The sequence below is a fragment of the Streptomyces sp. DG1A-41 genome (assembly GCF_037055355.1).
In the GTDB taxonomy this organism is placed as follows: domain Bacteria; phylum Actinomycetota; class Actinomycetes; order Streptomycetales; family Streptomycetaceae; genus Streptomyces.
The window spans coordinates 6,519,472-6,544,909 of record NZ_CP146350.1 but is presented as its reverse complement, the minus strand read 5'-3'; the positions used below and the strand labels follow the sequence as shown (position 1 = coordinate 6,544,909).

The 25,438-nt window shown below is 70.6% G+C and carries 17 protein-coding genes, 5 tRNA genes and 2 pseudogenes; 10 read left to right on the top strand and 14 right to left on the bottom strand.

Going from position 1 to position 25,438, the window contains the following annotated elements:
• Position 1: 1 nt before the first annotated feature.
• Positions 2–1,429 carry a 3-isopropylmalate dehydratase large subunit gene (gene leuC / locus V8690_RS30685; protein WP_338783345.1) on the bottom strand — a complete coding sequence of 476 codons (1,428 nt, stop codon included), beginning with the start codon at positions 1,427–1,429 and terminating at the stop codon, positions 2–4.
• Positions 1,430–1,626: 197 nt separating this feature from the next.
• Between leuC and ndgR the strand changes: the two genes are divergently transcribed.
• A complete protein-coding gene (gene ndgR / locus V8690_RS30680) occupies positions 1,627–2,343 on the top strand; it encodes an IclR family transcriptional regulator NdgR (protein ID WP_010044585.1) in 717 nt (238 codons plus the stop codon).
• Positions 2,344–2,528: 185 nt separating this feature from the next.
• On the opposite strand, the gene V8690_RS30675 is transcribed toward ndgR, so the two are convergent.
• The 10 genes from V8690_RS30675 to V8690_RS30630 form a co-directional block, all read right to left on the bottom strand.
• Positions 2,529–2,601, bottom strand: a tRNA-Glu gene (locus V8690_RS30675).
• 28 nt (positions 2,602–2,629) lie between these two features.
• Positions 2,630–2,701 (bottom strand) — tRNA-Gln (locus tag V8690_RS30670).
• Positions 2,702–2,721: 20 nt separating this feature from the next.
• Positions 2,722–2,794: transfer RNA gene (locus V8690_RS30665), tRNA-Glu, on the bottom strand.
• Positions 2,795–2,834: 40 nt separating this feature from the next.
• A tRNA-Glu gene (locus V8690_RS30660) sits at positions 2,835–2,907 on the bottom strand.
• Between the two features lie 41 nt (positions 2,908–2,948).
• Positions 2,949–3,020 (bottom strand) — tRNA-Gln (locus tag V8690_RS30655).
• A 90-nt stretch (positions 3,021–3,110) separates the two neighbouring features.
• On the bottom strand, positions 3,111–3,842 hold the full coding sequence (locus V8690_RS30650) for an HAD family hydrolase (protein ID WP_338783344.1): 732 nt from the start codon (positions 3,840–3,842) through the stop codon (positions 3,111–3,113).
• Between the two features lie 29 nt (positions 3,843–3,871).
• Positions 3,872–6,088 carry a FlgD immunoglobulin-like domain containing protein gene (locus tag V8690_RS30645; protein WP_338783343.1) on the bottom strand — a complete coding sequence of 739 codons (2,217 nt, stop codon included), beginning with the start codon at positions 6,086–6,088 and terminating at the stop codon, positions 3,872–3,874.
• A gap of 178 nt (positions 6,089–6,266) precedes the next feature.
• Positions 6,267–7,751: a glutamate--tRNA ligase gene (gene gltX, locus V8690_RS30640; RefSeq protein ID WP_338783342.1), complete on the bottom strand. Its 1,485-nt coding sequence runs from the start codon at positions 7,749–7,751 to the stop codon at positions 6,267–6,269.
• The gene (locus tag V8690_RS30635; protein ID WP_338783341.1) at positions 7,744–8,520 is read right to left on the bottom strand and encodes a fumarylacetoacetate hydrolase family protein; all 777 of its coding nucleotides are present in this window, start codon (positions 8,518–8,520) and stop codon (positions 7,744–7,746) included. The genes gltX and V8690_RS30635 overlap by 8 nt, the downstream gene beginning before the upstream one ends.
• A 173-nt stretch (positions 8,521–8,693) precedes the next feature.
• Positions 8,694–8,885, bottom strand: coding sequence for a hypothetical protein (locus tag V8690_RS30630; protein WP_338785681.1), 192 nt, complete (start codon positions 8,883–8,885; stop codon positions 8,694–8,696).
• Between the two features lie 602 nt (positions 8,886–9,487).
• Here V8690_RS30630 and V8690_RS30625 point away from each other — a divergent pair.
• From V8690_RS30625 to V8690_RS30585, 9 genes and pseudogenes are all read left to right on the top strand, one after another.
• Positions 9,488–13,263 (top strand): annotated as a pseudogene (locus V8690_RS30625) (nitrate- and nitrite sensing domain-containing protein).
• Positions 13,264–13,272: 9 nt separating this feature from the next.
• Positions 13,273–13,686: a roadblock/LC7 domain-containing protein gene (locus tag V8690_RS30620; protein WP_029181510.1), complete on the top strand. Its 414-nt coding sequence runs from the start codon at positions 13,273–13,275 to the stop codon at positions 13,684–13,686.
• Between the two features lie 111 nt (positions 13,687–13,797).
• Positions 13,798–14,193, top strand: coding sequence for a DUF742 domain-containing protein (locus tag V8690_RS30615; RefSeq protein WP_338783340.1), 396 nt, complete (start codon positions 13,798–13,800; stop codon positions 14,191–14,193).
• Complete coding sequence (locus tag V8690_RS30610; RefSeq protein ID WP_020271455.1) at positions 14,174–14,749, top strand: ATP/GTP-binding protein; 576 nt, start codon at positions 14,174–14,176, stop codon at positions 14,747–14,749. The genes V8690_RS30615 and V8690_RS30610 overlap by 20 nt, the downstream gene beginning before the upstream one ends.
• A 377-nt stretch (positions 14,750–15,126) precedes the next feature.
• Positions 15,127–18,435: a nitrate- and nitrite sensing domain-containing protein gene (locus V8690_RS30605; protein ID WP_338783339.1), complete on the top strand. Its 3,309-nt coding sequence runs from the start codon at positions 15,127–15,129 to the stop codon at positions 18,433–18,435.
• 10 nt (positions 18,436–18,445) lie between these two features.
• Positions 18,446–18,859 carry a roadblock/LC7 domain-containing protein gene (locus tag V8690_RS30600; RefSeq protein WP_033321188.1) on the top strand — a complete coding sequence of 138 codons (414 nt, stop codon included), beginning with the start codon at positions 18,446–18,448 and terminating at the stop codon, positions 18,857–18,859.
• A gap of 94 nt (positions 18,860–18,953) precedes the next feature.
• A complete protein-coding gene (locus V8690_RS30595; protein WP_338783338.1) occupies positions 18,954–19,538 on the top strand; it encodes a DUF742 domain-containing protein in 585 nt (194 codons plus the stop codon).
• Positions 19,519–20,100: an ATP/GTP-binding protein gene (locus V8690_RS30590; protein ID WP_338783336.1), complete on the top strand. Its 582-nt coding sequence runs from the start codon at positions 19,519–19,521 to the stop codon at positions 20,098–20,100. Before V8690_RS30595 ends, V8690_RS30590 begins: the two co-directional genes overlap by 20 nt.
• Before the next feature lie 78 nt (positions 20,101–20,178).
• The gene (locus tag V8690_RS30585) at positions 20,179–20,421 is read left to right on the top strand and encodes a hypothetical protein (RefSeq protein ID WP_338783335.1); all 243 of its coding nucleotides are present in this window, start codon (positions 20,179–20,181) and stop codon (positions 20,419–20,421) included.
• A 630-nt stretch (positions 20,422–21,051) separates the two neighbouring features.
• On the opposite strand, the gene V8690_RS30580 is transcribed toward V8690_RS30585, so the two are convergent.
• The 3 genes and pseudogenes from V8690_RS30580 to V8690_RS30570 form a co-directional block, all read right to left on the bottom strand.
• Complete coding sequence (locus V8690_RS30580; RefSeq protein WP_338783334.1) at positions 21,052–21,246, bottom strand: acyl-CoA carboxylase subunit epsilon; 195 nt, start codon at positions 21,244–21,246, stop codon at positions 21,052–21,054.
• A 57-nt stretch (positions 21,247–21,303) separates the two neighbouring features.
• Positions 21,304–22,887, bottom strand: coding sequence for an acyl-CoA carboxylase subunit beta (locus tag V8690_RS30575; protein WP_338783333.1), 1,584 nt, complete (start codon positions 22,885–22,887; stop codon positions 21,304–21,306).
• Positions 22,888–23,041: 154 nt separating this feature from the next.
• A pseudogene (locus V8690_RS30570) lies at positions 23,042–25,431 on the bottom strand (polysaccharide lyase 8 family protein).
• Positions 25,432–25,438: the final 7 nt, after the last annotated feature.

Below are 25,438 nucleotides of genomic sequence, written 5' to 3'. Positions count from 1 at the left end.
CTCAGACTCCAGCGGGCGTACGGGTGTCGGCGGACAGGTCGGCCGGGGAGGCCAGGTGGCCCAGGACGGCGGTAGCGGCCGCGACCTGCGGCGACACCAGGTGCGTACGACCGCCCTTGCCCTGCCGGCCCTCGAAGTTGCGGTTGGAGGTGGACGCGGAGCGCTCGCCCGGGGCCAGCTGGTCGGGGTTCATGCCCAGACACATCGAACAGCCCGCGTGCCGCCACTCGGCGCCGGCCTCCTTGAAGACGACGTCCAGCCCCTCGGAGACGGCCTGGAGACCCACCCGCGCGGAGCCCGGGACGACCAGCATCCGTACGCCGTCGGCGACTTTGCGGCCCTTGATCAGCTCGGCGGCGGCGCGCAGGTCCTCGATGCGGCCGTTGGTGCAGGAGCCTACGAAGACGGTGTCCACCTTGATGGAGCGCAGCGGCTGGCCGGCCTCCAACCCCATGTATTCCAGGGCCTTTTCGGCGGCGTAGCGCTCCGATGCGTCTTCGTACGAAGCAGGGTCGGGGACGGACGCAGAAAGCGGTGCGCCCTGGCCGGGGTTGGTGCCCCAGGTGACGAACGGCGACAGTTCGGCGGCGTCGATGACGACCTCGGCGTCGAACTCGGCGTCCTCGTCCGTCCTGAGCGTCTTCCAGTACTCGACGGCCGCGTCCCAGTCCGCGCCCTCGGGGGCGTGCGGGCGGCCCTTGAGGTACGCGAAGGTGGTCTCGTCCGGGGCGATCATGCCCGCGCGGGCGCCGGCCTCGATCGACATGTTGCAGATGGTCATGCGCGCTTCCATCGACAGCTTCTCGATGGCCTCGCCGCGGTACTCCAGGACGTAGCCCTGGCCGCCGCCGGTGCCGATCCTGGCGATGATCGCCAGGATCAGGTCCTTGGCGGTGACGCCGTCGGGCAGCTCGCCGTCGACCGTGATCGCCATGGTCTTCGGGCGGGACATCGGCAGCGTCTGGGTGGCCAGCACGTGCTCCACCTGGGAGGTGCCGATGCCGAACGCCAGCGCGCCGAAGGCGCCGTGCGTGGAAGTGTGGGAGTCGCCGCAGACGACGGTCATGCCCGGCTGGGTCAGTCCCAGCTGCGGGCCGACGACGTGCACGACGCCCTGCTCGACGTCGCCCAGCGGGTGCAGTCGCACGCCGAAGTCGGCGGCGTTCTTGCGCAGCGTCTCCAGCTGGATCCGGGAGACCGGGTCCGCGATCGGCTTGTCAATGTCGAGGGTGGGGGTGTTGTGGTCCTCGGTCGCGATGGTGAGGTCGAGGCGCCGTACCTTGCGGCCGCTCTTGCGGAGGCCGTCGAAGGCCTGCGGGCTGGTCACCTCGTGCAGCAGGTGCAGATCGATGAAGAGAAGGTCGGGCTCGCCCTCCGCGCGCCGGACGACATGGTCGTCCCAGACTTTCTCCGCGAGTGTCCTACCCATCGCTGTTCCCTCCGGCCGACGACGATCCGCCGACCCAACTAGAGATCCTGAAGAGGCGGGCCCGCGCCCCTGCGTTTCCGGGCAACCGCCGCCAGACCCGCACGTCACGGGCCGCTGTGACTTCGTGTCTTCCAGAGTGGCGGGTTCCACGAGAATTTGAACTTGCGTTTCACAGAGTGAGACGCAAGTATCGTCTCATGGACAACAGTAGCGGCGTCGGCGTTCTGGACAAGGCGGCCCTCGTCCTGAGCGCTCTGGAGTCCGGTCCGGCCACCCTCGCGGGCCTGGTCGGCGCCACCGGACTGGCACGACCCACGGCCCACCGCCTGGCCGTGGCGCTGGAACACCACCGCATGGTGGCGCGCGACATGCAGGGCCGTTTCATTCTCGGCCCTCGCCTGGCAGAACTGGCCGCGGCCGCGGGTGAGGACCGTCTCCTCGCTACCGCGGGCCCGGTGCTCACCCACCTCCGTGACGTCACGGGCGAGAGCGCGCAGCTCTATCGCCGCCAGGGCGACATGCGCATCTGCGTCGCCGCGGCGGAGCGTCTGTCCGGACTGCGGGACACCGTCCCGGTCGGCTCGACGCTCACGATGAAGGCCGGCTCCTCGGCGCAGATCCTGCTGGCCTGGGAGGAGCCGGAGCGCCTGCACCGCGGCCTCCAGGGCGCGCGCTTCACGGCGACGGCCCTGTCGGGCGTACGGCGCCGGGGCTGGGCCCAGTCGATCGGCGAGCGCGAGCCGGGGGTCGCGTCCGTCTCCGCGCCGGTGCGCGGCCCTTCCAACCGCGTGGTGGCCGCCGTGTCGGTGTCCGGGCCGATCGAGCGGTTGACGCGTCATCCTGGCCGTATGCATGCGCAGGCCGTGATCGATGCGGCGGGGCGCCTCTCCGAGGCGCTGCGGCGCACCGGCTGAACCGACGGAGCGTGTTCGGGGAGGGTCGGCCTCAACGCCGCGGCAGGCCTTTCCCCGAGTACGCGCCATGGGGGGGCCGTTCGCTGTCGCCTGCCGGCCGTACGTGGCTGATCGCGCAGTTCCCCGCGCCCCTGAGGTACGCACGAAAAAGGCCCCCCACCGAAGTGGAGGGCCTTCCCTTTACGTACCCCCGACCGGATTCGAACCGGCGCTACCGCCTTGAGAGGGCGGCGTGCTAGGCCGCTACACAACGGGGGCGTGGACTCTGCGTTTCCGCAGGTCCGAGCTGGTCTACCTGGACTCGAACCAAGACTAACTGAACCAGAATCAGTCGTGCTGCCAATTACACCATAGACCAATGTGGTTTAGACCAGTCAGTACCCCCGACCGGATTCGAACCGGCGCTACCGCCTTGAGAGGGCGGCGTGCTAGGCCGCTACACAACGGGGGCCCTAGCAGTCCCGAGATGATCGTCGATCTTTCGGAACCAGTACCCCCGACCGGATTCGAACCGGCGCTACTGCCTTGAGAGGGCAGCGTGCTAGGCCGCTACACAACGGGGGCTTGCGGATTCAAGATCCGCTGGTGCAGATAAGCTCTGCGAGCTGGCCTACCTGGACTCGAACCAAGACTAACTGAACCAGAATCAGTCGTGCTGCCAATTACACCATAGGCCACTGGAACGCAAGCCCCTGGGGGGATCTTGTTCTAGCAATGCGCCTGGGGTTCCTGCCTTCCGGCCCGCTCCCCGCGGCGCAGGAAGAACATTACCCGAAGGTGGACGGGGCTCCAAAACGAGTATCCGCGCCGAGCAGCGAGGGCAGTTCGGCCAGGGAGGCGATGCGATGCGGCCCGACGGGCGGCTCGATCGTGGCGTACGCACCCCCGCGGTCGATCCACACCGACAGCAGCCCGGCGTCGGCGGCGCCCCGACCGTCGATCTCCGGGTGGTCGCCGACGTAGGCGACCTGCTGCGGAGCGAGGGCGAGGGCCTCGCAGACTGCGTGGAAGGCGCCGGCCTCCGGTTTGGAGACGCCGAGCTCCGCCGCGCACAGGATGGTCTCGAAGCGGTCGTGGACGCCGAGGACGCGCAGCTTGCGGTCCTGGACATGGAGGCTGGAGTTGGACAGCACCGCGTGCCGGTGGCTCGCGGCGAGGGCGTCGAGGACGGGCAGGACGTCCGTGAACAGGGCCCAGACCGCCTCGTAGTGGGCGAGGTAGCGCTGGAACCACGCGTCGGCCTCGGCGTCGGTCAGCTCCTGCCCGACGAACGCCCGTACGCGGTCGCGCCGCTGGTCCTCGAAGGTGGCCTCTCCGGCGGCGAAGCGAGCCCACTGCAGGTCGGTGATCTCCCGCCAGCGGGCGAGGGCCTGCTCGACGGTGTCGTAGTCGTCGAGCAGGCCCTCGCCCGCCAGGTGGGCGCGCATGCCGAGGCGGTCGGCGGTGGTGTAGTCGAAGAGGGTGTCGTCGACGTCCCAGACCACGGCTTGGATGCTCATGGTCCGACCGTACCCACCGCGACCTGCTCTCAGCCCAGCGTCATGGTGCCGGAGAGCGTGAGGTCCGGGCCCTGGTCGTCACGGGGGTGGGCGGTGAGCTTCCAGGTGTAGGTGCCACCCGTGGCTCCGCCGCCGTTGTCGGTGATGCCGTCCCAGGCGGGGCGTACGGCGGCTCCGGTGGAGGCGCCGGTCAGGGTGCGCACGACCGTGCCGGAGGCGTTGGCGAGGGTGAGGGTCCAGGTGGACGGCTTGTTCAGCTGCCACACCGGCGACCAGGGGAAGGACTTGCCGAGCACTGAGGGCGAGTAGACCTGGGCCTCCATCTGCGCGAGGGGCGAGGTGGGGACGCCGCCGCGGACGATCGACACCTCGCCGTACGTGCCGTTGAGGTAGGCGATGTGACCGCCGAAGCGGTCGACGGACCAGCGGCCGTTGCTGCCGCCGGTGTTCTGGTCCGTGGCCGGCAGCTTGACCAGGGTGCGGGTGGTGGCCGTGCCGGTGTGGAAGTCGGTGAGCAGCAGTTCGTGGGTGGTGCGGTTCTCACGGAGCAGGAAGCCGTCGGCGAGGCGGGCCGGGCCGTTGTCGGCCGGGACCGTGATCTTGCGGTTCGTCGCCCGGTCGTAGACGCCCGCGGTGCTGCCGCAGGACCAGTACAGCCAGGCGTTGACGGCCTGGATGTCGGTGGGGGTGCAGGGGGCGCCGGTGGCGATGGTGGTGGTCGTGCCGGTCTTGAGGTTGCGGCCGGTGACCGAGCCCTGGGTGCCGCCCGGGGTCCACAGGGTCTGGCCCCAGACGGCGGCGGCGGTGCGGTCGCGGGTGAGGGTGGTCGCGCCGCTCGCCGCGGCGCGCGGGAGGTCCACGACCCGCTGGGTGCCGGAGCCGCCGTTGTAGAGCAGGTAGCGGCCGGTGCTGCCGGCTATGCGGCCGCCGGAGTCGCCATCCGTGGGGCCGCTGACGACGGTGGTGGTGTCGAGGCCGACGGCGAGGACGGATTCCCGGCCCGCGGCGTCGGTCCACAGGTGGGCGACCCGGCCGTCGCCGAGGGCCTCCAGCTGGGGGCAGGCGGCGTCGCCGGTGAGGCAGGTGGAGGCGGAGAGCGCCGGACTGCGGGGAGTCTGCGCACCGGTGGGCCGGCCGTCGGCGTCCAGCTGGAAGCCGCTGAAGCGGAGCGAGCCGCCCGGCGTCGCGCCGTAGAGGAACAACTCGCCGCCGGCGACGGCCAGTGCCTGCACCCCGGTCGCGGCGGCGGGGACCCGGGCCACCTTGGTGGTGGTGAGTCCGCCGCTGTCGGTGAGGGTGATCCGGTGGATGTTCCAGTCGAGGCTGGAGGGGCCCGCGGTGGCCAGCGCTCCGCCGTCCAGGGTCGGGTCGATGCCGCCGAAGGACGAGGTGAGCACGGTGCTCGTAGCGCCGGTGACCAGGGAGCGGGCGGTGAGCGCGGCCTCGGTGCCGCCCTGGACGAAGGTCGGGTTGCCGAGCAGGAGTTGGTCGCCCACGACGGCTTCGGGCTGGGCGACGGTCCTGGGGAGGGCGGTGGGCTCGGTGCCGGGTTCGGCGTCCACCCGGACCGCCTTCCAGTCGGCGACGAGCCAGCGGTCGTTGAAGGCGAGCTGCGGGGTCGCCTCGTCGCTGGTGACGTAGGTGCGGAAGGCACCGTCGGCGAGGTCGACCAGACCCACCGACGTCCTGCCGTCCAGCACGTAGACGATCGCGAGACGGCTCACCGAACCGCCGGTGCGGTACAGGACGGGCCGGGCGCCCGCGGGGAAGCCGGTGACCGGCGTGTCCGCGGTGAGGGTGCCCTCGACGGTGCGCAGCACGTGCAGGGCGCCGGTGCCGTCCATGGTCAGCACGCTCCAGCCGGCGGCGGCCCGGTAGGCCTGGCCGGAGGGGATCGTGACGGTGGCGGTGACGCCCGTGGAGCGGTGCCGCTGGGTGACGGTCTGGCCGTCGCGGGTGTTCAGGACGTCGGTGCCGCTGGCCAGGTCGTCCGGGCCGGCGTGGGCGGGCGGGACCGCGTCGGGGTAGTCCACCGTGGTGACCGAGGTGGTCCCGGGCCGGTACTGGAAGCCGGACGCGCCGGCCCACGGGTAGTCGACCGTCACGCGCTTCTCGGTGACGAGCCGTACCGTGCCGACCGGCTCGTCGGCCTCGGGTGCCGCCTGTGCGGGTGCGGTCAGTACGGTGCAGGACAGGGCCACCACTCCGCCGACGGCCGCGTGGACGAGTCTTCGTGAACGGCTCATGTATCCCCCGGTTCCAGGACGCACACGGACACCGTGTGCACAGGGGGCATCCAACGTCTCGCCCGGGGACAGGAACCGGCCGGAAGGATGAACTCCGGGTGACGGCTGGGCGGACGCGGCGAGGGCGGTGCCCGAAGCGGGCGCCGCCCTGCCGTGCCTGCGGTGTGCCGTGCGCGCGTTACGCGGCCAGCTTCGCCAGTGCCGCGTCGATGCGGGCCAGGGTCTTCTCCTTGCCCAGGACCTCCAGCGACTCGAACAGCGGCAGGCCGACCGTGCGGCCGGTGACGGCGACACGGACCGGGGCCTGGGCCTTGCCGAGCTTGAGGCCGTGGGCCTCGCCGGCGGACAGGACGGCCTCCTTCAGCGACTCGGCGGAGGTCCAGTCGGCCGCCTCCAGCTTCTCGCGGGCGGTGCGCAGCAGGGCGTCCGAGCCTTCCTTCATGGCCTTCGTCCAGCTGGCCTCGTCCTCCACCGGCTCCGGCATGAACAGGAAGTCGACGTTGTCGGTGATCTCGGAGAGCACCTTGAGGCGGGTCTGCGCGTGCGGGGCGATGGCCTGCCACTTGGCCTCGTCGAAGGCCTGCGGGGCCCAGGGGGCGAACGGCGCCTGGAGCCACGGACGGCAGCGCTCCGTGAAGTCCTTCACGTCCAGCAGGCGGATGTGGTCGCCGTTGATGGCCTCGCACTTCTTCAGGTCGAAGCGGGCCGGGTTGGGGTTCACGCCGGAGATGTCGAACGCCGCGATCATCTCGTCCATGGTGAACACGTCCTGGTCGGCCGAGAGGGACCAGCCGAGCAGCGAGAGGTAGTTGAGCAGGCCCTCGGGGAGGAAGCCGCGTTCGCGGTAGAGGTTGAGGGACGACTGCGGGTCGCGCTTGGAGAGCTTCTTGTTGCCCTCGCCCATGACGTATGGCAGGTGGCCGAAGGAGGGGATCTGCCGGGCGATGCCCAGCTCGATCAGCGCCTTGTACAGGGCGATCTGGCGCGGGGTGGAGGAGAGCAGGTCCTCGCCGCGCAGGACGTGGGTGATCTCCATCAGGGCGTCGTCGACCGGGTTGACCAGCGTGTAGAGCGGGGCGCCGTTGGCGCGGACGATGCCGTAGTCCGGGACGTTCTCCGGGGTGAAGGTCAGTTCACCGCGGACCAGGTCGGTGAAGGTGATCGTCTCGTCGGGCATGCGGAAGCGGACGATCGGCTCCCGGCCCTGGGCCTGGTACTCGGCGACCTGGGCGTCGGTCAGCTCGCGGCAGTGGCCGTCGTAGCCGGAGGGCTTGCCGGCGGCGCGGGCGGCCTCGCGGCGGGTGTCCAGCTCCTCCTGGGAGCAGTAGCAGCGGTAGGCGTGGCCGGCGTCGAGCAGCTTGGCCGCGACGTCCTTGTACAGGTCCATGCGCTGCGACTGGCGGTACGGCGCGTGCGGGCCGCCGACCTCGGGGCCCTCGTCCCAGTCGAAGCCCAGCCAGCGCATCGAGTCGAGCAGCTGGGTGTACGACTCCTCCGAGTCGCGGGCCGCGTCGGTGTCCTCGATGCGGAAGACCAGGGTGCCCTGGTGGTGCTTGGCGAACGCCCAGTTGAACAGGGCGGTGCGCACCAGGCCCACGTGGGGGTTACCGGTGGGCGACGGGCAGAAACGGACGCGTACGGGGGAGCCGGGTGCGCTAGCCACGCTTGACAACCTTGTTGGTGAGAGTGCCGATGCCTTCGATGGTGACGGCGACCTCGTCGCCGACGTTGAGGGGGCCGACCCCTGCCGGGGTGCCCGTGAGGATCACGTCGCCGGGGAGCAGCGTCATGGCCTCGGAGATGTTGACGATCAGATCCTCGATGGAGTGGATCATCTCGCTGGTGCGGCCCAGCTGGCGCTGCTGGCCGTTGACCGTGAGCTGGATGGTCAGGTCGCTCGGGTCCAGGTCCGTCTCCACCCAGGGGCCGAGCGGGCAGGCGGTGTCGAAGCCCTTGGCCCGGGCCCACTGCTTCTCGCGCTTCTGGACGTCGCGGGCGGTGATGTCGTTGGCGCAGGTGTAGCCGAAGATGACGTCCTTGACGCGCTCGCGCGGGACCTCGCGGCACATCCGGCCGATGACCACGGCCAGCTCGGCCTCGTGGTGCACCTCCTCGGAGAAGGAGGGGTACTGGATCTCGTCGCCGGGGCCGATCACCGAGGTGGACGGCTTGAAGAAGGCGAACGGGGCGTCGGGCACCTCGTTGCCCAGCTCGCGCGCGTGCTCGCTGTAGTTGCGGCCGAAGGCCACGACCTTGTTGGGCAGCACCGGCGGCAGCAGCCTGACCTTGCCGACCGGCACCTTCGTGCCGGAGAGCTCGAAGTCCGCGAACGGGATGCCCTTGATGATGTCCAGGACGAGCTCGTCCTGCTTGTCGCCCTCGATGGCGCCGAAGGCGACGTTCCCGTCGATGGAGAATCTGGCGATGCGCACGGGATGCTTGGCCCCTTGACTGAAGCGGCTGGAGTCTGACGCTCCAGGCTAACGCGGGGAAGGGCCCGCGCCGCGCCCATGACGAAGGGGCGCCCCCGTCGCCGGGGCGCCCCTTCGACGCCGGTGTCCCGTCGCCGTGAGCATCCGGCGGCCGGTACGCGTACTACCGGATGTCACTCCGCGGCAGCGGTGGCCGCGACGGGAACCTCGGTGAGGATGGTGCGCTTGGGGTTGGCAGTCTGAGCGGGGAGTTCGACGCGGTGCTCCGGCTGTTCCGGCGTCTGCAGTTCGTCGGCGTCGTCCAGGTGCGCCAGCGTCGTGCGTCGCGGGTTTGCGATCTTGTGGAACATCGTCGTCGTCTTCACTGTTTACTTGACCCTGTTCTGTGACGGGCGCCGGGAGGGCGCGCAGGACCCTCACACGGGCGCGGGTTGTCGGTTTTGCCATCTCTGTAAAGCGTCAGGCTAAACATGGGATTCCCGGCTCAATCGCGAGGAGCTCATGATTGGCATGTGAGTTTCCTCACGAATCAGGGGGCGAATCGGTCAATTCGGGCTTGCGTGCCACCCCAACGAAACGGACATTGACCCACTGAAGCCATCATTCCGCTGCTGATCATGGCGACTGGGACACCCGTCACCCCTCGGCGACTCGCGGGCATACGTCCGAAATGGACGAACTCGCTTTCTACGTCCGGTGATTCGGCACTCACGTGGTGTCACCTATGTCACGGCATGGCCTACGAGCCTTGTTGGAGATCCTGTGCTGTGCTGGAATGCCACGGACCGCCGCAGGATCGAGCCGGCGCACAGGGGGCGCACAGACGCGCCGAGTGGCGGTGAGAAGGGGGAGCCAGCGCCGGTCACTCACGACCACCACGGGGGCGTACTCAGGGCGTCCCCAGAACGCCGACACCGTGCCCCGCCGTTCACGCGATGGGGCGCCTGGTCCAGAGGTTGCGACGCTAGTGCAGGGACGTTTCAAGAGGGATGGCAGCGCTTCGGCGGAGCCGGAGCCGCACGGCGGGACCGACCGAGGTCCCTCGCCCCAGCACGCCCAGAACCAGGGCCCGGCCGGTGACGGCGGGGAGCGCCCCGGGCACCCCGGTGCGTCGGCCCCCACGGGGTCCGCGAGCCCGGCCCCGCCCCTGAAGCCGCCGGCCGGCCCGGCAGGCCCCGGCCCGCGAATAGCCCTGCGCAACTGGCGCATCTCCACCCGTCTGGTCTCGCTGCTCGCCCTCCCGGTGGTCGCGGCCACCTCGCTGGGCGCGCTGCGTATCAACCAGTCCATGGACGACATCCAGCAGCTCGACAACATGAAGCTGCTGACGGACATGACCAAGCAGGCCACCGAGCTGTCCGCCGCCCTCCAGGAGGAGCGCGACCAGTCGGCCGGCCCGCTCGCGCACGGCGGCAAGGCGACCGACTTCACGGTCAAGGGGCTGCGTGAGAAGACCGACCGGGCGAGGAAGAACTTCCTCGACGCGTCCGAGGAGATCGACGGCGCCAGCAAGGACGGCAACCTCAAGGGCGTCCGCGAGTACCTCGTCCAGCTCGCCGGCGAGCTGGGCGACCTGGAGCAGATCCGCAAGAGCGCCTACGCCTCCGAGGGCAACTCCACGCAGACGATCGAGGCGTACCACCGTCTGATCGAGAACCTGATCGACCTCTCGCAGGACATGGCCGAGGCGACCAGCAACCCGGACATGATCCAGCGCACGCGTGCTCTGGCGGCGTTCTCCTCCGCCAAGGAGTACTCCTCGATCCAGCGCGCGGCCCTCGCGGCGGCACTGCCCGCGAGCGACAACACGACCGGCAAGCTCTCGCCGAACGACCGGCTCTACGCCGAGTCGGCCCTGGAGAGCCAGAAGTCCGAGATCCGCAGCTTCAAGAGCATCTACGGCGAGGACTCCGCCGCCGAGCTGCTCAAGCCCATCGAGGACGGCGGCAACTCCACGATCAAGGCGACCGACACCTACGCGGGTCGTGCCCTGGTCTCCGCGAGCGGACTCGCGCAGCAGGACAAGCGGTCCTACCGCGACTGGCTGGACGACAGCTCCACCAAGATCCAGCAGATGAAGAACATCGAGCACACGCTGCTCGAGGAGATGGAACAGAAGGCCCGAGAGCTGCGCAGCGCCACCGAGCGCGACGCGATCATCTCCGGTGCGCTGATCCTCCTCGTGCTCGGTGTGTCGCTGGTCGGCGCCTTCGTCGTGGCCCGCTCCATGATCCGCTCGCTGCGCCGTCTGGAGGAGACCGCGACCAAGGTCGCCTCCGACCGTCTGCCCGAGCTGGTCAAGCAGCTCTCCGAGTCCGACCCGCAGGACGTCGACACGTCCGTGGAGTCGGTCGGTGTGCACTCCCGGGACGAGATCGGCCGGGTGGCCGCGGCCTTCGACGACGTGCACCGCGAGGCGGTCCGCCTCGCCGCCGAGCAGGCCCTGTTGCGGGGCAACGTCAACGCGATGTTCACCAACCTCTCGCGCCGCTCCCAGGGTCTGATCCAGCGCCAGCTGTCGCTGATCTCCGAACTGGAGTCCCGCGAGGCCGACCCGGACCAGCTGTCCTCGCTGTTCAAGCTCGACCACCTCGCCACGCGCATGCGCCGTAACGGTGAGAACCTGCTGGTTCTCGCGGGTGAGGAGCCCGGCCGCCGGTGGACCCGCCCGGTCCCGCTGGTCGACGTGCTCCGCGCCGCCGCGTCCGAGGTGGAGCAGTACGAGCGCATCGAGCTGGCCTCCGTACCGACCACCGAGGTGGCCGGCCGGGTCGTCAACGACCTCGTGCACCTGCTCGCCGAGCTGCTGGAGAACGCGACCTCGTTCTCCTCACCGCAGACCAAGGTCAAGGTCACCGGTCACGCCCTGCCCGACGGCCGGGTGCTGATCGAGATCCACGACACCGGTATCGGTCTGTCGCCGGAGGACCTCGCCGCGATCAACGAGCGGCTCGCCTCTCCCCCGACGGTGGACGTCTCCGTCTCCCGCCGCATGGGTCTGTTCGTGGTCGGCCGGCTGTCCCAGCGGCACGGCATCCGCATCCAGCTGCGCCCCTCCGACTCCGGTGGTACGACCGCGCTGGTCATGCTGCCCGTCGACGTCGCCCAGGGCGGCAAGAAGCCCCAGCCCAAGCAGCCCGGCCAGCCGCCCGTCGGCGGTGGCGGACCGGCCGCGGCGCAGGCCGCCGCCGGTGCGGCCGCGGCCCGTCGTGCCGCCGGTGCCGGCCAGGGCGGTGGCGCCCTCGGAGCCGGTGCGTCCGGTGGCGGTGCGCCGTCCGGCGGTGGCCGGCTCGGTGCCGGGCAGGGTCCGCGGGCCGAGCTGCCCGGGCGGGACGCGGACGGTGGCCGTCCGGGCGGAGGGCGCGGACCGCAGGGTTCCGACAGGTCCCCGTCGTTGTTCGAGCAGAGCGCTCCCCCCGCGCCGCCGCAGAGCCGTCCTGCTTCCGCCGGTGCCGGGTACGGTCAGGCGCCGGGTGCCCCGCAGGGCTTGCAGGCCGCGGGTACGAACGGGCCGCAGGGCCAGGGCCGGGGCCGGCAGCGCCCGGGCAACGCCGAGCAGGGCCAGGGCCGTCATCCGCAGCTGCCGCCGCGCGGCGGTCCGCGGGCCGAGCTGCCCGGCGGTGACCCGCAGCCCCGCGTGCCGAGCTGGAGCGATGAGAACGCCCAGCCGCCGATGCCGCGTGCCTCGCTGGACACCCCGCGCGGGCACGAGGAGCCGGACGTCTCCCGTACCTCTCCGATGCCGCGGATCGACGACCGCCAGGGCCCGGGTTCGACGGCGGAGCTCCCGGCCGTCCCGCGCGACATCGACCGGCAGGGCCCCGACTCTCCGGCGGACTTCGGCACGGGCGGCCCCCAGCACGCGGACCGGTTCGGCCTTCCCGGCACGGACGGCTCGCAGGGTTCGGGCCAGTTCGTCCGCCCGGACGTCTTCGGCGCCCCGGCCGGCCGCCGCGACCCGTCGCCCACCACGGGCCAGTACCCGGCTCCGCAGTCCTACGACAACGGCTCTACGGGCCAGTACCCGGCTCCGCAGTCCTACGACAACGGTTCCACGGGCCAGTACCACGCACCTCGCCAGGACAACGGCGCCACCGGCCAGTACCCCGCGCCGCGCCAGGACGACGGCTCCGGCCGGCCCACCCTCCCCGGTCCGGCCACCCCGGCCGACCCGGCGGGCACGGGCCAGTTCGAGCGGTCGCAGGCAGGCGGCGCCCGGGGCGGGGCCGACTTCGGCGCCCCGCGACCGCCCGCCCCCCAGGCACGGCCCGCCCGGCAGGAGCCCGAGGCCCTGCCGCCGGCGTCGGGTCCGGGCGACGGGCGTACGCCGCTGTACGACACGCTCGAAACCAACTGGTTCCACGGCCAGCAGGAGCAGCAGCAGAGCAACAGCTCGGCTCCGGCCCAGCAACAGCCGCAGGGATCCCGCGGTCCGCAGCGGTCCGCTCCGCCGGCTGGCGCAGCTCGCCGAACGACGACCTCGTCCGCCAGGCCGAGCGCGTCCGCCAGCCCGCCGCCGGCGGTGTCACCACCTCCGGCCTGCCGCGCCGGGTGCCCCGGGCGAACCTCGTTCCGGGCACGGCTCAGCAGCAGCCCCAGCAGAGCGGTCCGCAGATCTCGCGTGCCCCCGATGACGTACGCGGTCGGCTGACCAATCTCCGCCGCGGTATTGCACAGGGTCGTCAGGCCGGGTCCACCCAGACCGGCAGCTTCCCTCGGCCCTCTCACCAGCAGGAGCGTTAGTTGAGTCCGATGAGCCAGGCGGCACAGAATCTCAACTGGTTGATCACCAACTTCGTGGACAACACCCCCGGGGTGTCCCACACCGTCGTCGTGTCCGCCGACGGTCTCCTCCTGGCGCTGTCGGAGGGCTTTCCGCGCGACCGCGCGGACCAGCTCGCGGCTGTCGCCTCCGGTCTGACGTCCCTGACGGCAGGCGCCTCCCGGATCTTCGAGGGGGGCGACGTCGCGCAGACGGTCGTGGAGATGGAGCGGGGATTCATGTTCCTGATGTCCATCTCGGACGGCTCGTCGCTGGCGGTCCTCGCCCACCCCGACTGCGACATCGGCCTCGTCGGCTACGAGATGGCGCTCCTGGTCGACCGCGCGGGCGCGGTCCTCACCCCCGACCTGCGAGCTGAGCTCCAAGGCAGTCTGCTCCATTGATCGGCCCCGGCACCACCCGTCTCACCACTTCACCGTCCGGCCGCCACAGCCCCCACACAGGCCTCGTCAGACGGCTCGACTGACCGACTTGCTGTCCCGCCCGGAGGACCCATGACCCCGCCCCCCGCCTCTCATGATCCGTACGCGGAGCCGTACGAGGACGAGGGCGACCAGCCGCTGGTCCGGCCGTACGCCATGACCGGCGGCCGGACCCGGCCGCGTTACCAGCTGGCCATAGAGGCACTGATCAGCACGACCGCCGATCCCGCGACGCTCATGGGGCTGCTCCCGGAGCACCAGCGCATCTGCCACCTGTGCCGTGAGGTGAAGTCGGTCGCCGAGGTCTCGGCGCTGCTCAACATGCCGCTGGGTGTGGCCCGGATCCTGGTCGCGGACCTCGCGGAGGCCGGTCTCGTCGCGATCCACCAGCCGGGCGGCGACGAGGCCACCGGCGCGCCGGACGTGACACTGCTCGAAAGGGTGCTCAGTGGACTTCGCAAGCTCTGACGCGGGTCGTTCCACCACCTCCGCGAAGATCGTGGTGGCGGGCGGCTTCGGCGTGGGCAAGACCACGTTCGTCGGCGCCGTCTCGGAGATCAACCCGCTGCGCACGGAGGCCGTGATGACCTCCGCGAGTGCGGGCATCGACGACCTCACCCACACCGGGGACAAGACCACCACCACGGTGGCCATGGACTTCGGCCGTATCACCCTGGACCAGGACCTGATCCTGTACCTCTTCGGTACGCCGGGCCAGGACCGGTTCTGGTTCATGTGGGACGACCTGGTGCGCGGCGCGATCGGCGCGGTGGTGCTCGTGGACACCCGCCGTCTCGCCGACTGCTTCCCCGCGGTCGACTACTTCGAGAACAGCGGCCTGCCGTTCGTCATCGCCCTCAACGGCTTCGACGGCCAGCAGCCGTACACGCCGGACGAGGTCCGCGAAGCCCTCCAGATCGGCCCGGACACCCCCATCATCACGACGGACGCCCGGCACCGGGCCGACGCGAAGAGTGCCCTGATCACGCTGGTCGAGCACGCTCTGATGGCACGGTTGAGGTAGCACCCAATTCAGAAGCGCTGTACGGCAGTTGTCGTAGATGCACCGGAGCCGACTGTGTCCTTTGACACGGTCGGCCAAGGTGTTCATAACGTTTCGGCAGAGGAATCTGGTGGTACGGCCACGCGTCGCGCACATCCGGTCTCGCTGCGCGCACAATCGCCCCGCCTTTTGGCGGGGCTCGCTCTTTATGACCGTTTTACGCGGGGCTTACACCCCTCGGAATCCCCACCTCGGACTGTTTGGAAGAGCGCAGGTCGTCGTGCTGGAATGCCTGAACTGCCCAATAGTCAATGACGTACACATCAGTCGATGGCGTACCGGGCTCTGAGAAACCGCGGCACAACGTTGGTGCCGACCGCCGAGAGGTTGTTGGTCGAGTGAGGCGAAGCAAGAACAGTCCCGAGCCGTCGGCCCGGGGCAACTTCACCCCGCCGCCGCGCACAGCGGCGCCCGCTCCCGTGCCCGGTTCGGAGCCATCGGCCGCGCCCGCCCCGAGCGGCGGCCGTCTCTCCCCGCGCAACTGGCGTGTGGCGACCAGACTCAACGCGATCCTGCTCATACCCGTGCTGGTCGGCCTTGTCATGGGCGGCTTCCAGGTGAAGAGCTCGATCGACACCTGGCAGGAGGCCGAGGACGCGGAGAACACCGCGCGTCTGGTGCGGGCGTCCCTCCTGTACGCCAACGCCCTCTACAACGAGCGCGACACCTCCGCGGCCCCCCTGCTGAAGGGCAGCGCCCAGACCGCCCAGGACAAGGCGACCGTCGCCGAGGTCCGCAAGACCACCGACGAGGCGGCCGACGCCTTCGACACCGCGGCCCAGAGCATGCCGGCCAAGCCCGGCCTGGAGCGCCGCCTGAAGCTGTTCCGCGAGGTGGAGCCCAAGCTCCAGACGCTGCGTCAGGTCGCGTACACCTCCAAGCTCAAGGGCGTACAGACCGAGGAGGGCTACGTCGAGGTCGCCCACCCGCTGACGGAGTTCGCCAACGAGCTGGGCCTCGGCACCGGCAACATCACCAGCTACGGCCGGACCGTGTACGCCATCGAGCTGACGAAGGCGGCCCTGTCGCTCCAGCGCTCCATCGGCATGCACATCCTGACCAAGCCGGGCCCGGACGACGGCAACCTGGCCAGCCAGCGCATCGCCCTGTCCTCGTACGCCTACCTCGAGCGCATCGCCGTGCAGGAGTACATCGGCGGCGGCACCGAACAGGACGCGGCCAAGCTCGAGGCGGCCGAGGCCAAGCTCAGGGCAGACGGTGCCGCGATGGCCCGGGAGGCCAAGGCCAAGAACCCGGACTACGTCCCCCCGCCGTCCAAGCCGGAGACGATGGTCTCGGCCGTCGCGACGCTCCAGACCACGGACCCGAGCGCCCGCGCCGCCCTAGCCGAGAAGGGCATCACCGCCGAGAACTGGTGGGCGGTCAACACGCTCAAGTTCAACGCCTACGAGAAGATCGAGACGGACCTGGCCGACAAGGCCGTGAGCGAAGCCTCCGACATCGCCGACAGCGCCCAGCGCGACGCCTACATCACCGGTGCCGCCGTCGTCGTCGCGCTGCTCCTCGCCTTCATCCTGGCCGGCGCGGTGGCCCGCCAGATGAGCCGCTCGATGCGCCAGCTGCGCAACGCCGCCTTCGGCATCGCCGAGCAGCGCCTGCCGATGCTGGTCGACCAGCTCTCGCGCACCGACCCCGGCCGCGTCGACACCCGTGTCCAGGCCATCCCGATCACCACCACCGACGAGATCGGCGAGGTCGCCCGCGCCTTCGACCAGGTCCACCGCGAGGCCGTCCGGCTCGCCGCCGAGCAGGCCCTGCTGCGGGGCAACATCAACGCGATCTTCACCAACCTCTCGCGCCGCAACCAGTCGCTGATCGAGGGCCAGCTGACCCTGATCACCGACCTGGAGAACAACGAGGCCGACCCGGACCAGCTGGAGAACCTCTTCAGGCTGGACCACCTCGCGACCCGTATGCGCCGCAACGGCGAGAACCTCCTGGTCCTCGCCGGCGAGGAGCCGGGCCGCCGCTGGGACCAGCCGGTGCCGCTGGTCGACGTGCTGCGCGCCGCCTCCTCCGAGGTGGAACAGTACGAGCGCATCGAGCTGTCCGGCGTCCCGGAGGCCGAGATCCACGGCCGGGCCGTGACCGACCTCGTGCACCTGCTCGCCGAGCTGCTGGAGAACGCCACCACGTTCTCCTCCCCGCAGACCAAGGTCCGCGTCACCGCGACCCGTCTCCCCGACGGCCGCGTGATGATCGAGATCCACGACAAGGGCATCGGCCTGACCGCCGAGGACTTCGCGGACATCAACCACAAGCTGGCCAACCCGCCGACCGTGGACGCCGCGATCTCGCAGCGCATGGGCCTGTTCGTGGTCGGCCGGCTGTCCGACCGGCACGGCATCCGCGTCCAGCTGCGCCCCTCGGGCGAGCAGGCCGGCACGACCTCGCTCGTCATGCTGCCCGACGCGATCACCCACGGTGGTGGCGGTGAGCAGCACGTGGACCGCGACGAGTTCACCGTCTCGCAGATCATCCCGGAGCAGAACTTCGGCGGCGGCGAGAACTTCAACCAGCAGCCCATGCGCACGGCGGCGGAGCTCGGCTTCGACGACAGCCGCTACTCCGACGTCCCCGACGACATACGCGAGCTGGACCCCGTCGGCCGCTCCCTGATGCGCGAGGAGCGCAGGGCGGCCCTTGAGGCCCAGTCGCACCAGCAGCCCGCCCTGCCCGGCCAGAACGCCCAGGAGCAGGCCGAGACGCCCGGATACCGCGAGGAGTTCCACGGGCAGCAGGGCTACGACTCCGGCCAGGCCTACGACACCGGTCAGACCGGCTACCCGGAGCAGCCCGGCGCGTACGACCGTCAGTCGCCGTACGAGGAGCAGCAGGCGCCGTACGAGGAGCGGCAGCAGACGGCGTACGAGGAGCCGCAGCGGGCCGCGTACGACGAGCAGTACTACGCGCCGAACGGCGGTCTGCCGCAGAACGACACCTTCTCGCCGAACGGCGGCTACCCGGAGCCCTCCTCCTATGCGGAGCCGGCACAGGAGGGGCCCTCGGCGCCGGGTGCGGGTGCGCCCGGCAGCTTCCCCGCCTTCGAGCAGCGGCGCTACCAGGACGACTGGCCGCAGCAGGACGGTTACCAGAACGGCTACCCGAGCCAGTACTCTTCTCAGGCCCAGGAAACGGAATCTGCGCAGGCCGCTGACGCGAGTGAGCAGGACCGCGTAGGCTTCGACCGTCCGGGACCGGCCCACTCCGCCGCACCCTCGCTGACCGACGCCGGGCTTCCCCGCCGCGGGTCCGCCGCGAGCGGTGCGACGGGCGGCGCCCGGCACGCGAGCCAGGAGCCTCCGGCCTCCACCCCGGAGAGCAACGGCGACGGCGACTGGCGCTCGGCGAACGACGAGCGGTGGCAGCAGGCCTCGCAGCTCCGGAAGCCCAAGGCGGGCGGGGTCACCTCCTCCGGCCTGCCGAGGAGGGTGCCCAAGGCCAACCTGATCGAGGGTTCCGCCGAGAGCACTCACCAGGGAGGCCCACAGGTCTCCCGCGCCCCGGAGGACGTCCGGGGCAGGCTGAGCAACCTGCGTCGCGGCGTACAGCGCGGTCGCAACGCAGGCAGTGAAACGAACGGCCAGGGCTTCGGTCCTGACAGCACCTACAACCAGGAGCGTTAGTGTGAGCCCGATGAGCCAGGCGGCACAGAACCTGAACTGGTTGATCACCAACTTCGTGGACAACACCCCGGGGGTGTCCCACACGGTGGTGGTCTCCGCCGACGGACTCCTTCTGGCGATGTCCGAAGGCTTCCCCCGCGACCGCGCCGACCAGCTCGCGGCCGTCGCCTCCGGTTTGACGTCCTTGACCGCAGGCGCCTCCCGGATCTTCGAGGGCGGAAGCGTCAACCAGACGGTTGTGGAGATGGAGCGGGGATTCCTGTTCATCATGTCCATCTCCGACGGCTCGTCGCTCGCGGTTCTCGCACATCCGGAGGCTGACATCGGCCTCGTCGGATACGAGATGGCGCTGCTGGTTGACCGAGCCGGTACGGTCCTGACACCGGACCTTCGTGCGGAGCTCCAGGGGAGCCTGCTCAACTAACAGACGGACGGTGCGTTTTGGCCTCCCGTGGCCGTAAGGTTTCGGGACGCGGCTCCACAGCGATGGGTGCCAGGCACAGTCGGAGGAGGAGAAAGTGGCAACACCCCCAGGCGGTTCGTCTTCGGGCAACTGGTCGTACGGCCCTGCCCAGGGCCAGGGCGACGGTGGGCAGAACCCGAACCGTTACAACTTCCCCTCCGCACCGAGCCACCGGCAGCCGTACGCGCCGCAGGGCCCCGGCCCGTCGCCGTACGACCAGCCGTCGGCGCCGCGCATCCAGCCCGTGCAGCCGCAGCGCCGCACCTCGGAGCCGGCGCCCGGCGGGGCGTCGAACAACCACAACCCGTTGGTGCGTCCGTACGCCATGACCGGTGGCCGGACCCGCCCGCGTTACCAGCTCGCCATCGAGGCGCTGGTGCACACCACTGCGCAGCCGCACCAGATGCAGGGCCAGTTGCCCGAGCATCAGCGGATCTGCAACCTCTGCCGGGAAATCAAGTCGGTCGCCGAGATCTCGGCGCTCCTCACGATCCCTCTCGGCGTGGCCAGGATCCTCGTCGCCGATTTGGCGGAGGCGGGACTGGTCGCCATCCATCAGCCCGGCGGCGACGAGAACGCCGGCGGCCAGCCAGACGTGACACTGCTCGAAAGGGTGCTCAGTGGACTTCGCAAGCTCTAGCGGAGGGCCTTCCCGCTCCACCACGTCCGCGAAGATCGTGGTGGCTGGCGGCTTCGGCGTGGGCAAGACCACGTTCGTCGGCGCCGTCTCGGAGATCAATCCGCTGCGCACAGAGGCCGTCATGACGTCCGCTTCGGCCGGCATCGACGACCTCACCCACACCGGGGACAAGACGACCACGACGGTCGCCATGGACTTCGGCCGTATCACCCTGGACCAGGACCTGATCCTGTACCTCTTCGGTACGCCGGGCCAGGACCGGTTCTGGTTCATGTGGGACGACCTGGTGCGCGGCGCGATCGGCGCGGTGGTGCTCGTGGACACCCGGCGCCTCGCCGACTGCTTCCCGGCCGTCGACTACTTCGAGAACAGCGGCCTGCCGTTCGTGATCGCGCTGAACGGCTTCGACGGGCAGCAGCCGTACACGCCGGACGAGGTCCGCGAAGCCCTTCAGATCGGCCCGGATGCCCCGATCATCACGACGGACGCCCGCCACCGCGCGGACGCGAAGTCGACGCTGATCACGCTCGTCGAGCACGCGCTGATGGCACGCCTGCGGTAATCGGCACGTTCGCCCCGCGGCCCTCGTTCCTCCTGTGGGAGGAGTGGGGGCCGCAGGTGTTTTCGGGAGGGGGGCGCGATGAGCGCGGAGGCGGCGGCGTTACGGCTGGGGACGACCGTGGCGAAGACGGCGGCGACATCTGGCTGGGCGGCAGGCGGCGACAGCAGGAGCGGCACCTGTCGCTGGCGGAGCTGGTACGGGTTCGGGTGCCCGGACTTGCGGCTGCAACGGAGTGTGGAGCGGCAGTTCGGGCAGATCACCGACGCGGTGTTCGACTGGCTGGAGCCGTATCCGGAGCACGAGATCCGAGGGCTGGACTAGGCCGGGCGGCAGGCCGTGATCGACGCGGTGTGCGACACGCGCGCGGGCGGACCTCTCGGACGAGGCCGTGCTCGCGGCGGAGGCCAACGCGGCGGATCTGATCCGCCGTATCAGGTCGGTGCGCGCACCGGTGGGGATGAGCGAGGCGGAATCCCGCCTGTACGAGGTACTCTCCGCCGAGTGCTGCGCCGGCGCACTCCTGGCGCTGGAGGCCCTCTACATCAGTTGCCACGGCCTGACCGACCTCCGCGATGTGTGCCTGCCGACGGCCCTGGGCTACTTGGGCTTGCTGACTATCGACTCCTCGCTCGACCCAGCGAGCCTCAAGCATGACCGGATCATGTGGCTGGGACTGATGACGAAAGGCGTCCACCTGCCCCGAGGCGGCGAAACTCTGACTGGCCTGCCCCGGCTGGAGTATCTCTGCCTTTACCGCGTCGACGTGTCCGCCTGGCTGGAAACCGGGCCCTTCCCTCCTCCCACAGTGAGGTCATGGAACTGGCGAACTGCGCCCTGCCCGACGACCCGACCGCGTTCGACATCCCCGGCGTGCACGTCGTCATCGTGTGACCACAGCACCACGGCCCCGCCCTCCCGAAGGAGGACGAGGCCGTGAGCGCGTTGAAAAGCTCAGCGCCAGCTGTGCGGCGCCCTGAAGCCCGGCTCGCGCTCCAGGCGGCGCCAGCCTGCCTTCACGCGGCCGCGGTGGGTCGGGGTCGGGTCCGTGGGGCCGGCGGCGGCGCGGGCCAGGAGGATCGCCGTGATGGCGGCGACTTCCTCGGGCTCGGCGTGGCCCTTCTCGACGCGGATGTCAGGGGTGTCCATGGGTGTCAGTCTCCGTGAGAGAGAGGTCCGCGGGGTTGCCGCGATGGATCCGCCGGGTTACTGGGGCGGGTTGCCGTGCTTGCGGGAGGGCAGGTCGGCGTGCTTGGTCTGGAGCATCGCGAGGGACTTGATGAGGACCTCGCGGGTTTCCGCGGGGTCGATCACGTCGTCGACCAGGCCGCGCTCGGCAGCGTAGTAGGGGTGCATGAGCTCGGACTTGTACTCCTTGACCATGCGGGCCCGCATGGCCTCGGGGTCCTCGGCCTCGGCGATCTGGCGGCGGAAGATGACGTTGGCCGCACCCTCCGCGCCCATGACGGCGATCTCGTTGGTCGGCCAGGCGTAGGTGAGGTCGGCACCGATGGACTGGCTGTCCATGACGATGTACGCACCTCCGTAGGCCTTGCGCAGGATCAGCGAGATCCTCGGCACGGTCGCGTTGCAGTAGGCGTAGAGGAGCTTCGCGCCGTGGCGGATGATGCCACCGTGCTCCTGGTCGACGCCCGGGAGAAAGCCGGGGACGTCCAGAAAGGTGACGATCGGGATGTTGAAGGCGTCGCACATCTGGACGAAGCGGGCCGCCTTCTCGGAGGCCTCGATGTCCAGGACACCGGCGAGCACCTGCGGCTGGTTGGCGATGATGCCGACGACCTGGCCGTCCATCCGGCCCAGTGCGCAGATGATGTTGCGGGCCCAGCGCTCGTGGACCTCCAGGTAGTCGCCGTCGTCGACGATCTCCTCGATGACCTTGGCCATGTCATACGGCCGGTTGCCGTCCGCCGGGACCAGGTCCAGGAGGACGTCGCTGCGGCGGTCGGCGGGGTCCGACGACTCGGCGCGGGGCGGGTTCTCGCGGTTGTTCTGCGGGAGGAGGGACAGGAGGTAGCGGACCTCGGCGATGCAGGTCTCTTCGTCGTCGTAGGCGAAGTGGCAGACGCCGCTCGTCTCGGCGTGCACGTCCGCGCCGCCCAGGCCGTTCTGCGTGATCTCCTCGCCGGTGACCGCCTTGACGACGTCCGGGCCGGTGATGAACATCTGCGAGGTCTCGCGGACCATGAACACGAAGTCGGTGAGGGCCGGGCTGTAGGCGGCGCCGCCCGCGCACGGGCCCAGCATCACCGAGATCTGCGGGATGACCCCGCTCGCCTTGGTGTTGCGCTGGAAGATGCCGCCGTAGCCCGCGAGCGCCGAGACGCCCTCCTGGATGCGGGCGCCCGCGCCGTCGTTCAGCGACACCAGCGGGGCACCGGCTGCGATGGCCATGTCCATGATCTTGTGGATCTTCGTGGCGTGGGCCTCGCCCAGGGCGCCGCCGAAGATGCGGAAGTCATGGGCGTAGACGAAGACCGTCCGGCCCTCCACCGTGCCCCAGCCGGTGATCACACCGTCGGTGTACGGCTTCTTGGCCTCCAGACCGAAGCCCGTGGCCCGGTGCCGGCGCAGCTGCTCGACCTCGCGGAAGGAATCCGGGTCGAGGAGAAGTTCGATGCGCTCCCGCGCGGTCAGCTTGCCCTTGGCGTGCTGCGCCTTGGTCGCCTTCTCGCTCGGTCCGGCCACCGCCTGCGCACGGATCTCGTGCAGTTCGGCCACGCGTCCGTGCGCGTCGGTCGGCTCACCCGGCGCCTCATCCAAAACGGTCATGTAGCGACCTTACGAACACAACCAAGGAATGCGAGCCGTCGACTCCTCACAGTCTCCGGCGTGTTTTCCTGGTACCCCTGAACAGAACCATGGCGTGGTGCAGCCCTTCTGACTGCTCAGGGGGCGTGTGGCTTGTAGGGGTCGAACAAAGCTGTCAGCCGAGAGTCATCTCACAGACGTGGGTGGCGCATGCCTTCCCCGGGGTGACGCGCAGGCGCAGTCGGCGGCCTGTGGAGAGTACTTCGATCGTCTCGTCCGCGTGGGCGACCTGGCGCACCGGGCGGTTCCAGGTGATCTCCAGTGATTCACCCGTGCGGGGAGGTTCGCTCACGCAGAGGGTGGCGGTACGGCCCCGGCGGACGGTCAGCACGCTCGCGCCTGCGGAGGCGGTGAGCGGGCCCGCCGTGCCGGCCTGCCAGAAGTTCGCGGCCGTGAGGCCGAGGGAGGGCACGCTGACCGCCTGGCGGCCGGCGTCGTTGGCGAGGACCGACATCCAGTGCCGGTCGGCGGCCCGGCGCGCGACCGCGCGGCGGGACGCGCCGGGCATGAGGACGTAGGCGTAGCCGGCGTCCTGCGGGTCCGTGCCGTGGTCGAGCCAGAGGGTCTGCCAGCGGCGGGTGCGCCGCTCCGGTGTGCTGCCGGTGTTGATGTCGGACCAGGCGCCGGTGCGGTCCTCCCGCAGCGTCTTCGGCTCGCCGTCGAGCAGCACCCAGCCGCCGTGGTCCTCCAGGTGGGCCCAGCGCGGACGCCGTACGAAGGTCTGGGTGCCGGACTCGCCGAGGTTGCGGTTGTCGACGATCGTCTCCACCGGGACTCCGTCGGAGCAGCTGATGCCGGCGCCCAGGCAGATCACCGCGTCCGCGACGCAGAACCAGGACTTGCGGGCCTGGAGAGTGGAACCGAGGCCCTTGAGGTGCTGGCCGAGCGCGGCGTACTCGCCGTCGGTGGTGCCGCCGACCCAGCGGGCGTCCGGGCGGGCCGTGCCCCACTCGCCGCCTTCCCGGTCGGCGAGGCGCTTGGTGGAGACGGTGGTGCCGGGCAGGCGGTACCCGTCCACGGTCGGCCAGAACCAGTCCGTGTACTGGTCGCTCGCGCCGGCCCACCAGTAGACCATCCCGGCACCCGTGTGCCAGCCGCGTGGGTTCTCGCCGTTGCCGCACTCGTAGTGGGCGATGCGGTCGCTGGCCATGGCGATGTTCACGGTGAAGCCGGGGCGGCGGTGGACGGCGCGGTCCATGGCGGCGAAGAGGCGGTGGCCGCTGGCTCGGGTGCGGCCGGGAGGGGCGAGGCGGCGATCGTGTGCAGCCGGGCCAGGTCGGCGACGCCGAACTGGCGTGCCGTCAGGATCGGGGTGACCGTGTCCCGTTCGATCCAGCCCTTGATACGGGCGTGCCAGCGGTCGCGTTCCGCCGGGCTCGCGCCGGCCGCGAGGAGTGCGATGGCCGCGATGAGCTGCTGGCCGTGGAAGTGATCGCTGCGCATGACCTTGCGGTCGTCGGCGGTGCGGTTTCCGCGGCTGACCGCCCGGCCGTTGACGCTGTCCATGACCAGGCCGTCGTGGATGAGCGGTGCGAAGGCGTGCTCGACGCTGTCGAGGACGATCTGCCGGTTCGGGTCGGTGACCTCCCAGTCGGATCCCGCGAGCAGGGCGAGGAGCCGGCCGAGGCCGTCCAGCATGACCTGGCCGTATGTGCCGGAGTAGGCGACCCAGGTGTGCTGGAGGAAGGAGCCGTCGGCATAGAGGCCGTCGCCCCGGGTGACGTACGGGAAGACCGGGGAGAGCGCGTCGCGGGCGAGGGCGATCTTGTCCGGGGCGCGGCCGAGGATGCCGCGCAGGGCGACGGAGCGGCACAGGTCGACGCGGTTGGCGCCGGTGGACGTGCCCGAGTAGTCGCCGAGGGCCGAGTCGGGGACGAAGTGGTCGACGGCTGCGCAGGCCGCGGTGACGCGGGTGCCGCCCAGCTGGTCGTGCAGGGCGGCCGTGATGTCGATGAGCAGGCGCGGGCTGCCGATCTGCCATTCCCACCAGTTGCCGTAGCGGGTGGTGGAGGGGTTGTAGACGGTGGCGGAGAGGTGGTCGAGGCCGCGCAGGATGCCGGCGAGGAGGTCCGGGTCGGCGGTCGAGCCGGTGCCCTGCTGGACGTAGGCCTGGGTCATGGTCCACAGGCGGCTGTAGCTCATGGTGATGCCGGCCGGCGGGTCGAAGGGGTGGCCGGGCCAGAGGGAGTCCGCCGCCGGGGCCATGGTGGCGTGCAGGCCGCGGGCGAGTTCGCCGGTCTCCGCGAGTCGGGAGGCGTACGGCTGCGCGGCCGGGTCGTAGCCGGTGCCGAGGGCGATGCCGAGCCAGCGCCGGCGGAGGGTCTCGTACGGGTCGGCGGCGGGGCCCTGGGCGCCGTCCCGGGAGTGGGCGCCGCGGGGCGTGGGCGTCGCGCCGCCGGTCGCCGCCAGGGCCGCGGCGGCGAGCAGCAGGGCGCGGCGGCCGGGGCGGGGCAGGGCGGCGCCCTTGACCGTACGGCGGGAGAAGACGCGGCGCTGGGGAGTCATGCCCATG

Coding starts and splice junctions, on each gene's coding strand:
- V8690_RS30575 (WP_338783333.1), bottom strand. CDS start 22,887: ATGACCGTTTTGGATGAGGCGCCGGGTGAGCCGACCGACGCGCACGGA.
- V8690_RS30650 (WP_338783344.1), bottom strand. CDS start 3,842: ATGAGCATCCAAGCCGTGGTCTGGGACGTCGACGACACCCTCTTCGAC.
- V8690_RS30615 (WP_338783340.1), top strand. CDS start 13,798: ATGACCCCGCCCCCCGCCTCTCATGATCCGTACGCGGAGCCGTACGAG.
- V8690_RS30620 (WP_029181510.1), top strand. CDS start 13,273: ATGAGCCAGGCGGCACAGAATCTCAACTGGTTGATCACCAACTTCGTG.
- leuC (WP_338783345.1), bottom strand. CDS start 1,429: ATGGGTAGGACACTCGCGGAGAAAGTCTGGGACGACCATGTCGTCCGG.
- V8690_RS30600 (WP_033321188.1), top strand. CDS start 18,446: ATGAGCCAGGCGGCACAGAACCTGAACTGGTTGATCACCAACTTCGTG.
- V8690_RS30585 (WP_338783335.1), top strand. CDS start 20,179: ATGAGCGCGGAGGCGGCGGCGTTACGGCTGGGGACGACCGTGGCGAAG.
- V8690_RS30645 (WP_338783343.1), bottom strand. CDS start 6,088: ATGAGCCGTTCACGAAGACTCGTCCACGCGGCCGTCGGCGGAGTGGTG.
- V8690_RS30580 (WP_338783334.1), bottom strand. CDS start 21,246: ATGGACACCCCTGACATCCGCGTCGAGAAGGGCCACGCCGAGCCCGAG.
- ndgR (WP_010044585.1), top strand. CDS start 1,627: ATGGACAACAGTAGCGGCGTCGGCGTTCTGGACAAGGCGGCCCTCGTC.